Source organism: Bacillus cereus group sp. BfR-BA-01331 (assembly GCF_022663915.1).
Classification (GTDB): Bacteria; Bacillota; Bacilli; order Bacillales; family Bacillaceae_G; genus Bacillus_A; species Bacillus_A mycoides.
The window spans coordinates 576,798-588,996 of sequence record NZ_JAKUGJ010000001.1 but is presented as its reverse complement, the minus strand read 5'-3'; the positions used below and the strand labels follow the sequence as shown (position 1 = coordinate 588,996).

Sequence of the window (12,199 nt, the reverse complement as noted above, 5' to 3'; positions counted from 1 at the left end):
TACATTGTTTATTTATCTCTTATTTTAGCAAGTAACACGTTACCTCCTAGTTATATAAAAATAGGAGGTAAGTGCTACTATAGTCTAATCAATAGATTTATTTATTAATGAGACACTTATCGTCTCAAATAAAGCAATTTTTCTATAAAGAACTCACTTCCACCAATTGTACCATAAAACACAATCAGTTACCTTTAATTCCCGAAGTAAATTCTAACTTTTGAACCCTCTTTTACTTTAGCTCCTGCTTCTGGTGATTGTTTAATTACTTTCCCACCATCACCACTTATATCAAGCTTCAAGTCTACAAGTTGCGTTTGTAAATCTTTCTTTTTCATACCAATTAAATTCGGAACTTCCACAGTTGGTGTATCGCCCCATTTATATTCTTTCTCAACTTGCTCTTTTCTCGGTTCCACTCCCATTACAGGAAGTGCGTCACGAAGAATATTCCCAACAATAGGTGCTGCTACAACTCCACCAAATTGAGTGACTCCTTTTGGATTATCCACTGCTACATAAACAACAATTTGCGGATCGTCAGCTGGAGCAAAACCGATAAATGATACAATATAGTTATTATCTAAATATTTTCCATCTTTCACCTTTTGAGCAGTTCCAGTTTTTCCACCTACACGATATCCATCAATATAAGCCCCTTTACCCGAACCTTTCGCTACAACATTCTCTAATGCGTAACGAACTTTCTCAGAAGTTTCCTTGGAAATAACTTCCCTTTTCGCAACAGGTGTCTTTTTGCTGACAACTTGATTATTCTTCGGATCAATAAATTCCTTCGCTATATATGGCTGATACAAAGTTCCACCATTTACAGCGGCCGCTACAGCTGCTACTTGTTGAATCGGTGTAACAGAAACACCTTGCCCAAATGAAGTCGTCGCTTGCTCGACTGGACCAACTTTATCTAAATTAAATAAAATCCCGCTACCTTCACCTTGTAAATCAATTCCGGTCTTCTGTCCAAACCCGAAATTGCGAATATATTTAAACAATCGATCTTTACCAAGACGATCACCGAGTTCAATAAATCCTGGGTTACAAGAGTTTTGAACTACTTCTAAAAACGTTTGGCTACCATGGCCTCCAGCTTTCCAACACCGCAATCTAGCTCCACCAACTTCAGCTGCCCCATCATCATAAAATGTATCTTTCTCTAAGTCTACTAAATTTTCATTCAAGGCTGCAGCTAATGTAATAATCTTAAATGTTGACCCCGGCTCATACGTACTCCATACAGGTAAGTTTCTGTTATATACTTCCGGAGAAACACTTTGGAAATCTGCTGGATCAAAACTTGGTCGACTTGACATACCTAAAATTTCACCATTTTTCGGATTCATTGCAATTGCTATCATACCGTCAGGATTATACGTTGATTCCGCAATATTCATTTCTCTTTCCATAATCCTCGTAATGCGTGAATCAATTGTTAATCCTAAATTCAAACCGGCTTCTGGTTTTTTGAAATCATCTCCAACGTTAGGCATTCTCTGTCCTTTCGCGTCTGCAAAAAATCGCACATGACCTTTATCACCATTTAGCTCTTTATCATAATATTTCTCTAGTCCCATAAGCCCTTGATTATCACTGCCCGCAAATCCTAATACGTGTGATAAAAAATTACCGAATGGATAGTACCGGATAGAATCCTCTGCGATGTACACACCCTTTAAACTTAATCCGCGTACTTCTTTCGCTTTGTCATGCGATATTTTCCTTCCGCCTTTATCAAGCCTTACAATCGATTCTTTTTTTGTAATCCGCTTATAAACATCATCTTTTTCCACACCTAATACTGCAGCTAACTTCTCTGCAGTCTCTGCTGGTTTTTCAATTTGCCTCGGCACAACAAAGACGGTCGGTGCACTTTTATTCGTAGCAAGCTCCACACCATTTCGATCTAAAATTTTCCCTCGCTCTGGTTCAAAAGTAATATTACGACTCCATGAATCCTTCGCACGATCCGTTAACATATTTCCAAGAAAAAATTGCACATATCCAAGACGAATATCGATAATGGTGAAAATGAGTATACCCGATATAAGTATAAAAATAAGTCGTTTTCTAACTGTTACATTTGATACACGCATATTGGAACAAGCCTCCCTTACGCCTAGCTTGTTCCAATATATGCTTGTACTTATTTAATTAGAACTTCTTCCCTATTACCATTATGGCTTTTCTGCTTCTTGTTGCGGTTCAAGTGGTGGTACGAGTGTTACACCTAATTCTGTACCAGGTTGCAACAATGTCCCTTCCGCCACACTTTGTTCCGTTACATATCCTGTACCAGAAGGTTTTAAGTTAAGCTTTAATGTTTTTGCTAAATTCATAACATCACGCAGTGCCCATCCCTGTATATTTGGCATTGTAGGCTTATCTCCTACTAAGAAGACTCGATCACCCTTTAATGTTTGTTCAGTTGCTTTTGGCACTTGCTGCTGCACTTTACCTTCACCTAATACGATTGGACGAAGTTTTGCTTTATCAATTGTTTTTTTCGCTTCTTCCATCGTTTTTCCGGTTACATCTGGAACGACAGTTTGTTGTTCTTTCACATATTTTTTCGGGTCTTTTACTTCATTCGGCTTAATCTTTAAGTACTCTAAGCTATTTTTCGTTACATATTTAAAGATATCAGCTAAAGGTTTAGCCCCGTTTTCATCATCTTTTAATTTTGGTTGTTTAACGGCCACATACACAACAAGTTGCGGATCGTCCATCGGTGCCATACCTAAGAATGAGAATATATAATTCTCTCTTCCCGTCATATAGCCACCTTTCCCGTCAGGAATTTGTGCTGTACCTGTTTTCCCCCCGACTGAATACCCATCAACTTTATATGCAGTTCCTGTTCCTTTCGGTGATGTAACAACACGTTCTAGTAATTGCCTTACTTGTGCGGCTGTCTCTTTGGTAACAGGTTTTCCTACTTCTTCTGGTTTATGCTCTAGCTGTACTTTACCTGTTATTGGATCCACAATTTTATCAATTGTATAAGGTTTCATCATTTTACCATCATTTGCAATTGCTGTTGCAGCTTGTACAAGTTGAATTGGTGTAACTGTAGAACCTTGTCCAAATGCCGTTGTTACTTGTTGTATTTGTTGATCAAATAAAATTGTATTTGACCCTTCACCAGATAAATCAATGTTTGTTTTTTCATCTAATCCAAAACCGTGAATATATTTTCGAAAACGCTCTGGACCAAGTTTTTGATCCCCTAAAATTGCGAACGCTACGTTTGAAGATCGCTCTACCCCTTCATCAAAAGTAATAGAACCCCATCCGGCGCCGCCGTTATGATCTTTTATTTTGCGATTACCAACTTGATATGTACCAGACTGATAAAAGTCTTGCCCATTGTATACACCTTCATTAATGGCCGCCGCTAATGTGAAAATCTTCATTGTTGATCCCGGTTCAAACGCATTTGCAATGGCGTCGTTGAAGAAATATTTAATTTGACGATCATTAGGGTCATAACTAGGTTTACTAGACATCGCTAATATTTTCCCTGTCTTCGGATCCGCAACAATCCCTATTAAATTTTCTGGTTCATAATGTTTACTCGCTTCTTTCATTGCGTCTTCTAAATAACTTTGAATACGTTGGTCAAGCGTTAAATACACATTATCTCCATTTTTAGGTGCCTTTACATTCACTTTCCCACCGTCAAGAGATACTCCTTTACGGTCACCTGTATAAGCTACCTCACCATTAGAAGCACCTAAATATTTATCCAAACTCTTTTCTAAGCCAAATTGACCGACTGAGATTCCATTTTCATCAGGTTTCGCATGACCTATGACGTAAGATGCAAAATCACCGTTTGGATAAACTCTCGCATTTTCGGTAATAAAAGATATTCCCGGCAATTTCAATGCTTCTATTTGGTCTTTCTTTTCTTTCGTCAAGTCTTTACCCAATGTTCCAAATTCCACTTGACTTTTTCCTTCTTTATTTAAAGTAGCTAAAATTTTATCTTCATCTTTTCCGAGTACTCCTGCGATTTTCTTTGCAGTATCCTCTTTATCCTTAACGGCGTTAGCTCCTTTTAACTCGGCTACAAGTTTATAAGAATTTGCGTCTTGCGCTAGTACATGACCATTTTGATCATAAATCGTTCCTCGATTCGCTTCGAGAACTCCTTTTTTACTATGTTTCTGCTCAGCAAGTTTTTTCAAATCATGATTGTCCACTGTTCCTGTTACTTGTATGTAAAAAAATCGGGCTAATAACAGCAAAAAGAGCAGGAGGAAAAATATCATAAAATAACCTGCTCCCTTATTGGTATGAAATTTGGTCATATTTCTCTTCATCTTTTCTTCACACCTATTCGCCTTACTTTAGGCCTTTCACGTTATTCGCATTAATTTCTAGCCCGTGTTTTTTTGCAACTTCAGCGATACGTTCATAACGACTTAACTTCTCTACTTCAGCCTGCAATTCTTGATTTTCCTTTTGTTTTTTTACAATTTGTTCTTCTATCGTCGCTGCTTCTACATTAACTTGATATAGGCCCGCTTTATTCCCAATAAAAGCTACACAGGCATATAATAAAAATCCAATAAACGTTACGTACAATAGCTTTTCAATTCTTGTAATTTTCGTTTTAACTTTTGGCTTAACCATCTGCTGTGGCGGCGCTTGAATTTGTACCTCTTCTTGCGCCTGTTGTTTATACTTTACAGCTAAATTAGTCATACCTCTCTCTCCTTTTTATCGTTTTTCAGCGATTCTCAACTTCGCAGAACGCGCTCGATTATTTTCTTCTAATTCAATGTCAGAAGGTAAAATCGGTTTCCTTGTAATAAGCTTTAATTTCGGCTTAAATTCATCCGGAATAATCGGTAGTCCCTGTGGTAATTGCGGCGTTGTGCTATTTCGCTTAAACGTCGTTTTACAAATACGATCTTCTAAAGAATGGAATGTTATAACACTAACTCTTCCACCAGGCTTGACCATATCAATTGCAGATTCCAACGCTTCTTCAAATACTTTTAATTCATCATTTACAGCAATACGAATCGCTTGAAATACTCGCTTCGCAGGATGTCCACCTGTTCTACGTGCCGGAGCTGGAATACCTTCTTTAATTAATTCCACTAATTCTCCTGTCGTTTCAATAGCCTTATTCTCGCGATAAGCTTCAATTTTCCTTGTTATTTGCTTTGAAAATTTTTCTTCTCCGTATTGGAAGAAAATTCTTACGAGTTGTTCATATGACCAGCTGTTCACAACATCATATGCTGTTAATGGGGCATCTTGATCCATCCGCATATCTAACGGTGCATCATGATGATAACTAAAGCCACGCTCTGGTGTATCTAATTGTGGGGATGAAACACCTAAATCGAATAAAATCCCGTCTACTTCTGTAATACCTAATTCATGTAGTTTTTCAGATAAATAACGGAAGTTGCTCTTCACTGTTACAAATTGTTCACCATAAGAAGAAAATTTTTCCTTCGCATTTTGAATCGCTATTTCATCTTGATCAAATGCTATTAACTTTCCACCATCTGTTAGCTGAGATAGTAAATAAGAACTATGTCCTCCTCCACCCAGTGTACAATCTACATATGTACCACTCGGTTTTATATCTAAGCCATCTACTGTTTCTTTCAAAAGTACTGTTACGTGTTTGAACATTGCTGCACCTACTCTTTTTCCAATTAATTATGTTAAATACATTTCTCACTCTACAAACACAATTTACTACTAGAGGATGAAATGCTACTAAAGAACGACTCATTTAACTTCCAACAAGGTAGTACGCTATACAAATCGCTATTTTATTTTATTATATACTAAATTTTATCATTTTTTGCGGGAATTTAAACAAAAACCTGTCGAAAAAGATAATAATCCGTTTACATTTTGTGCTATTTTGTCATATATATATACCTGATACATAGCGATTCATTACATTAACATAAGATGGATAATTCAGAAATATTTCACTTCACAGTTAATTCAACAGAATAAAAATAAAATCCTGCTCAAAAGAGCAAGATTCTATAGTTTTATTACATGATGTTTTCCATCCCACGAAAAAGATTGTTCCATTACCCGGTCAACAAAATCAAGGCCGAACTGATTTAAATAATAACAAACATTCCACACACGTTCTTGCGGTGCTCCTAATGGACGAAGCGCAAATTGTAAACGGCGGAATTTATTCAGTTGAACCTCATGTTTCTTCTCAACATTTCTTTTCAACATTTTTTCTAACAGTTCAATTTGCTCATTAATTTTCAGTTCATTTTTCCCAGCAAACTCATTTAACCCTGGATCTATTTTTTTCACGAATTGTTGTAATGATGTATGAATATCCATTATTTCTTTTTTCGCTTCTATAAATCGCTCGTCTATCGGTTCCTCTATTTGATTAGAAAGCCAATTGTCACGCAGATTATCTATATTATTTAGAAATGGATCAATTTCTTGCAAATCTAAATCATATAAATCTGTCGCTATATCTCGCTCCATATAAGTAATTGTAAGGCGCGGAACAACAGGTGGCATTTGGAAACCTGCCGTATGAAACACTTGTTGCAATTCACTCCAATAAGCTAACTCCCCTGGACCGCCAATAAACGCTAACGTAGGAAACACATATTCTTGCATAAGAGGGCGCGTTACAACATTATTACTAAAACGTTCTGGACTTCTTTCCATCTCTTCCATCAATTCTTCATACGAAAATGAATGCACTCCATCTTTTCCAATAAACTTCCCTTGATTCTCTTCAAGCAATACTCGCTCATTATCAATTTCCATAAATATATGTACTGCATTTGTCTTCGTTTCAATAATCGGTTTAAATCCTAATTCCTTAAGTACTTCCTGTTGATTACGAAGCCCTACTTGAATTTCTTTATATTTACTTATAATTTGTTGTAAAAACGGCACTTCTAATTTTCTTAATGCAGGATGATGTGAATCTACAAGAATTAAACCAGAATTTGCGAACATTTTCGTAATAAGGTGCGCAAAGAAATCTACATATGTATGCGATTTACCTAAAGCATCATCAACAAATTGTAATACATCCTTTGTAAAATTCGTTTCCGGATATGTTTTAAAAATCTCTTCGACCCATTTTCTACAGTCTTCAATAGAAAACTCAGACTCAGAAGCACTCGCCTTTTTCGGATAACGATCATGAAAAATGGTCTTTTTTATTTTTTTATTTTTCGTTACAAATGTATGATTAATTTCATCCATATCATGGTCTTCACCAGCAATCCAAAAGACAGGAACAACCCGAACCCCTAAGCTCTCTTCTTTTTCTTTTGCAAGCTGTAAAATTGAAATGATCTTATGAACTGTATAAAGCGGACCAGTTAATAACCCTGCTTGTTGTCCAGCTATAACTACATATGTATTTTCATCTTCAAGCGCTTTTATATTTTGAATTGTAAATTCTCCCGCTTGCAATTGTGTATTATATTCTAATAAATGCGTTACTAAATCTTGACGGAAAAACTCTCTCTCACGTAAATCATGTAAACGCTGTTTAAAAGCATCCTCTGTTAACAGATAATCAAAACATGACTGTATCTCTTTTTTACCGTTCATATAGTCCGCTACAACACCTTGTAGTGGAACAGAGATTTCTTTTATCTCCATATAATTCTTCCTTTCGTATCCTGTTCTCTCACCAACCCACATTGTATTCAATGTTTCACGTAAAAGCAAAGAAAAACACTTATAATTCCATTCCTTTTATTGCATTGAACAAAAATCGAAGTGTCGGAACAGATTGTTGTTGTTCCTCAGCTTCTTCTAATACATATCCAACAATTGCATTAACTTCCGTTTGTCTATTCGCCCTTACGTCCGCTAACATAGATGAAGTATTATGGGATGTTTTTTCACATACTTGGCATACCATTTTCCATAGCATTTCCTTATCTTCTTCTTTAACAAGAAATGCAACTTCCTGAAATACTTGCTCCATCATTTGATAAAAAAGCGGGTTTGAAATTAACTCCCCGTTCTCAACCCGTAATAATGCCGTCAACGGATTAATACATACATTGACTACTAATTTATTACGCATAATCCCCTTCCAATCATCTTCTATCTGAATCGGAAAATAATCAAAAGGAAAACAATTAAATACCTTTTTAAAACAACTAGATTGACCACGCACTACACCAAACTTTGTAACACCTATTCCAGTATGACGAACTGTATGTCCATCCTCTTTTTTTGCACCATGCTCCACAATCCCGACTGCTATACGTTCATTTCCTATTTTTCGCATAACGTGAAGATGTGACATTCCATTTTGCAAAAAGATTAATGACGATTCTCCCTGCACAAAAGGTAATATATCAGTTACATGATATTGCTTTACAGCAATAAATATATAATCTAACTGTTTATCCAGCATACTTTCTATCGGTAAAATAGATGGAAATACCGTTTCACGTTCTCCATTCCTAATACAAGTTACACCCGTTAAGTTTAATTCTTCTGCTTGCTTATCGTTTCTTGTAAACAACGTAACATCTTGATTACTTTTTTGTAAATAAAATGTATATAGGAGACCAATAGCTCCCGGTCCAACAATTCCAATTTTCATCTTCACACAAAGAACTCATATTAACAAGTGATATAAGTTCCCTTGCCTTTCCCCCTTTATATCTTATTAAATTACAATTACATAGTTGAGGATTCAATTATCTTTTAACAAATGCAACCTCTTCTTTCACTACGTATATACTACCTATATACATAGTTCTATTCTTAGTTTAGCAAATCCTCAAAAAAATAATGAAAGAAATATTCTATCTTCTTCATAAAAATTTAAAAATGAGTTATAATATTATTATAAATATTTTAACTTTTCTGCATTCAACAAGATAAGAAAAGGACGTGATGTAATGGGATTCCCAAAAGTTGAACGCTTGCTCATCAATTATAAAACATTAGATGAATTTAAAAAATTTAAAGGGTGCGGAGCTCAAGAACTATCCATGTTGGAAGAATTACAAGCAAACATTATTGAAAATGATAGTGAGTCTCCATTTTACGGTATTTATTATGGAGGATCACTAATCGCACGTATGAGTCTATATATGAAAAGGAACGGCGGGGAACCATTTGAAATTACAGGTACTTACCTAGAACTTTATAAACTTGAAGTATTGCCGACTTTTCAAAAACAAGGATTCGGACAAATGCTTGTTAATTATGCGAAACAACTACAATTCCCAATTAAAACGATAGCACGTATCCAGTCATCTGGTTTTTGGGATAAATTAAGTTTCCAGCCAGTATCAGTAACTGATGGTGATTTTTATATTTGGCATCCAGAAAAAAATTCGAATGCGATTACAAACGAAGAATCTGCATAAGAAACAAAAAAAACAGCTGTTACGCAGCTGTTTTTATTTCTTTAATTTTTCTAATTCTCCATTCGAGCGAGCGCCATTTCTTTCCGCTACCATTACACTTCTTTTTTGATCGATATAATCAAGTAATGTTCTATATTCTTCCTCATATACTGATAATCGCTCCAGAAGACGTTCTTTCTCTGTTTGTAACGATTCAATTTGTTGTTGCAACACCATTAAAGAGCTTTCATCTTTATAATTTCGCAAGAATTCAATAACATCATTCAATGTAATTGATGTAGGCTCTAATACCTTTGTCTCTTTCACTTCATAATTTTCTACTTTACGAAGTTGCTTTGCTTCTTCAATACGTTCTTTGTATTGCTTTCTAACATAAGAATTCCACCTAAATCCACATGCTGCTGGTGTGCGAGACAAATGTCTCCCCACTTCTTTAAAGGCAGAAAGTTGTGTTCCACCTTCTTGAATATGCCGGAGTACTACTTCTGCCAGAAGCAAATCTTCATCATCAGTCCAAGCATCTTGTCTTGTTGTCGCCATCTCTCTAGTCCTCCCTATGCATTTTTTATTAAGCATATGCAGTTACTAGAAAAGATAGAATACAACAAATAAAGAATAAGACAAAAAAAAAATAAACGTAGAAGATATCTTCTACGTTTATTTTCCCGCAATTACTTGCTGATTACTTCTTTACCTTTGTAAGTACCGCATGCTTTACATACACGGTGAGCTAATTTCGCTTCACCACAGCTTGGGCACTCTACCATACCAGGTACTGATAATTTGAAATGCGTACGACGCTTTCTTTTTACTGTTTTAGAAGTTCTTCTAAAAGGTACAGCCATTCTTCCCACCTCCTTAAAAGAAATAGTTATTTTCATATGAAGGCCTAAACCAGTCTTCCGATTATTTGTCAAAAAACTTTGCAAGTCCTGCTAATCGTGGATCAACAGTCTTTTCTTTGTTTTCTTCCGAAATCACTTGCCAGTCTTGACCTTGCATCGGTGCTCCACCAGAAACATCATCACTGAAAATTTGCATTGGAATCTCCAAAAGTATATTTTCCTTGATTACGGGCAGTAAGTCAAGTACTTCTCCTTCTAAACAATGAATTTCAGCTTCTGTTTCAAATTCTTCTTCCGAAGTTTGGAACACCTCAGTTGTTTTAATGTCAAATGGTAATGTCACATCTACTAAAGAGCGAGAACATGGTAAAACCATGCTTCCAGTTATATGTAGATGAAACGTAAACTTACCGGAGCCAAAATCAACTCTTCCTGTTACATGAGCAGGATTAATTTCACGAATATCTTTCTCGACCTCTTTTAGCTCACTTACATCTACCATTTCATTTAATGTCAATCCTTTATTTCTCAATTTATTCAATTGATGGATGGACCATTTCATATCATATCACCTCAAGGCAACAAACAAAATTATAGCTAGCCATTTTATATTTGTCAATGTTTTTTCTTTACACTATAATGAAGTCATCATAGGAAATAATATATAGACTATCACGTTTTCCAAAAAGATGCTACATCGAAAGGAGAGATTACCATAAAATCCAGTGGTATTGTTGTTGAATATAACCCTTTTCATAACGGTCATGCTTATCATGTGCAACAAACAAAAAAGTTAACACAGTCTGATATTATTATCGCCGTTATGAGTGGTCCTTTTTTGCAGCGTGGTGAGCCCGCACTCATCTCCAAATGGTATCGTACTAAAATGGCCTTAACAAACGGCGTAGACCTTGTTGTAGAGCTTCCATATGCATTCGCAACACAAAAGGCCGAAACTTTCGCAAATGGCGCAATTTCGATTTTAAACGCCCTTGGTGTTTCTGAAATTTGTTTCGGTAGTGAAGATGGACAAGCTGAAAACTTCTACAATACCATCGCTATACAAAAAAATGAAGAAGAGACTTTTAATCGTCTTGTGAAGCAATTTATGAATGCAGGTAATAGTTATGCAAAAGCTACATCTGAAGCCTTTCTACACATCTTACCATCCGAAAAAAGCGTAGATATGTCACAACCAAATAACATTTTAGGCTTACAGTACATTAAAGCAATTCTCTTACAAAACAGTTCGATGCAAGCACAAACTATAAAAAGATTCGCCTCTCATTATCATGATGAAACATTTCACGATCAACATATTGCAAGTGCAACAAGTATTCGCAAACAGCTATTTAATGAAAACAGTTCCTCTACAACTATTGAGCCTTTTATCCCGAAAATGACTGCTTCTCTTTTAGAAAACTACAAGCAAAACTACGGGACGTTACATAACTGGGAAAAATACTTTTCATTTTTTAAATACAAACTTATGACGATGTCTTCAGAGGACTTACAGCATATATATGAAATGGAAGAAGGTTTAGAGCATCGTATTTTATCAAAAATACAAAACAGTTCATCTTTCTATTCATTCATGGAAGCATTAAAAACAAAACGTTATACATGGACTAGATTGCAAAGAGCTTGTACACATATTTTAACAAATACAACGAAGGAAGAAATACACAAAGCAAATATAGAGCAACATGCGCCGTATATCCGTCTTCTCGGAATGTCACAAAAAGGACAAACTTATCTTTCTAGAAATAAGAAAAAAATAGAACTCCCAATCCTTACTCATACAAAAACATTCGAACATCCAACTTTAGACATAGAACGAAAATCAAATGCTGTATATTTCTCCATAATGCAAGAACCTTTGCGGACACAACTGCTAAAACAAGACGCAACGCATCACCCAATTCGTTATGATGAAATAATGAAAAAATTCCTATAAGA

General features: G+C 35.7%; 11 protein-coding genes. 2 read left to right on the top strand and 9 right to left on the bottom strand.

All coding sequences use genetic code 11. From position 1 onward, the window contains the following. Positions 1-194: 194 nt before the first annotated feature. From MR155_RS03155 to panE, 6 genes are all read right to left on the bottom strand, one after another. On the bottom strand, positions 195-2,111 hold the full coding sequence (locus MR155_RS03155; protein WP_002014741.1) for a stage V sporulation protein D: 1,917 nt from the start codon (positions 2,109-2,111) through the stop codon (positions 195-197). An 81-nt stretch (positions 2,112-2,192) separates the two neighbouring features. Continuing rightward, entirely contained in the window at positions 2,193-4,343 is a 2,151-nt protein-coding gene (locus MR155_RS03150) for a penicillin-binding protein (protein ID WP_444992219.1), read from the bottom strand. 22 nt (positions 4,344-4,365) lie between these two features. Continuing rightward, the gene (gene ftsL / locus MR155_RS03145; protein ID WP_002014745.1) at positions 4,366-4,728 is read right to left on the bottom strand and encodes a cell division protein FtsL; all 363 of its coding nucleotides are present in this window, start codon (positions 4,726-4,728) and stop codon (positions 4,366-4,368) included. Positions 4,729-4,743: 15 nt separating this feature from the next. After that, complete coding sequence (rsmH, locus tag MR155_RS03140) at positions 4,744-5,676, bottom strand: 16S rRNA (cytosine(1402)-N(4))-methyltransferase RsmH (protein WP_002014746.1); 933 nt, start codon at positions 5,674-5,676, stop codon at positions 4,744-4,746. A gap of 366 nt (positions 5,677-6,042) precedes the next feature. Continuing rightward, positions 6,043-7,659 carry a bacillithiol biosynthesis cysteine-adding enzyme BshC gene (gene bshC, locus MR155_RS03135; RefSeq protein WP_002128861.1) on the bottom strand — a complete coding sequence of 539 codons (1,617 nt, stop codon included), beginning with the start codon at positions 7,657-7,659 and terminating at the stop codon, positions 6,043-6,045. A gap of 79 nt (positions 7,660-7,738) precedes the next feature. After that, positions 7,739-8,626, bottom strand: coding sequence for a 2-dehydropantoate 2-reductase (gene panE / locus MR155_RS03130; protein WP_002066866.1), 888 nt, complete (start codon positions 8,624-8,626; stop codon positions 7,739-7,741). 295 nt (positions 8,627-8,921) lie between these two features. On the opposite strand from panE, the gene MR155_RS03125 reads away from it, so the two are divergent. Then, positions 8,922-9,395 (top strand): N-acetyltransferase, encoded by a 474-nt coding sequence (locus MR155_RS03125; protein ID WP_242307881.1) that lies wholly within the window; start codon positions 8,922-8,924, stop codon positions 9,393-9,395. Positions 9,396-9,428: 33 nt separating this feature from the next. Here MR155_RS03125 and MR155_RS03120 read toward each other — a convergent pair whose 3' ends face one another. The 3 genes from MR155_RS03120 to MR155_RS03110 all read right to left on the bottom strand — a co-directional run bounded on the left by MR155_RS03120 (position 9,429) and on the right by MR155_RS03110 (position 10,802). After that, the gene (locus MR155_RS03120; RefSeq protein WP_002066865.1) at positions 9,429-9,935 is read right to left on the bottom strand and encodes an RsfA family transcriptional regulator; all 507 of its coding nucleotides are present in this window, start codon (positions 9,933-9,935) and stop codon (positions 9,429-9,431) included. 131 nt (positions 9,936-10,066) lie between these two features. Then, the gene (rpmF, locus tag MR155_RS03115; protein ID WP_001984764.1) at positions 10,067-10,240 is read right to left on the bottom strand and encodes a 50S ribosomal protein L32; all 174 of its coding nucleotides are present in this window, start codon (positions 10,238-10,240) and stop codon (positions 10,067-10,069) included. Positions 10,241-10,301: 61 nt separating this feature from the next. Continuing rightward, positions 10,302-10,802, bottom strand: coding sequence for a YceD family protein (locus MR155_RS03110; protein WP_002014753.1), 501 nt, complete (start codon positions 10,800-10,802; stop codon positions 10,302-10,304). Positions 10,803-10,955: 153 nt separating this feature from the next. On the opposite strand from MR155_RS03110, the gene MR155_RS03105 reads away from it, so the two are divergent. Further along, positions 10,956-12,197, top strand: a complete 1,242-nt coding sequence (locus MR155_RS03105) for a nucleotidyltransferase (protein ID WP_313897551.1) — start codon at positions 10,956-10,958, stop codon at positions 12,195-12,197. Positions 12,198-12,199: the final 2 nt, after the last annotated feature.

Coding starts and splice junctions, on each gene's coding strand:
- MR155_RS03155 (WP_002014741.1), bottom strand. CDS start 2,111: ATGCGTGTATCAAATGTAACAGTTAGAAAACGACTTATTTTTATACTT.
- rpmF (WP_001984764.1), bottom strand. CDS start 10,240: ATGGCTGTACCTTTTAGAAGAACTTCTAAAACAGTAAAAAGAAAGCGT.
- bshC (WP_002128861.1), bottom strand. CDS start 7,659: ATGGAGATAAAAGAAATCTCTGTTCCACTACAAGGTGTTGTAGCGGAC.
- ftsL (WP_002014745.1), bottom strand. CDS start 4,728: ATGACTAATTTAGCTGTAAAGTATAAACAACAGGCGCAAGAAGAGGTA.
- rsmH (WP_002014746.1), bottom strand. CDS start 5,676: ATGTTCAAACACGTAACAGTACTTTTGAAAGAAACAGTAGATGGCTTA.
- MR155_RS03150 (WP_444992219.1), bottom strand. CDS start 4,343: ATGAAGAGAAATATGACCAAATTTCATACCAATAAGGGAGCAGGTTAT.
- MR155_RS03125 (WP_242307881.1), top strand. CDS start 8,922: ATGGGATTCCCAAAAGTTGAACGCTTGCTCATCAATTATAAAACATTA.
- MR155_RS03110 (WP_002014753.1), bottom strand. CDS start 10,802: ATGAAATGGTCCATCCATCAATTGAATAAATTGAGAAATAAAGGATTG.
- MR155_RS03120 (WP_002066865.1), bottom strand. CDS start 9,935: ATGGCGACAACAAGACAAGATGCTTGGACTGATGATGAAGATTTGCTT.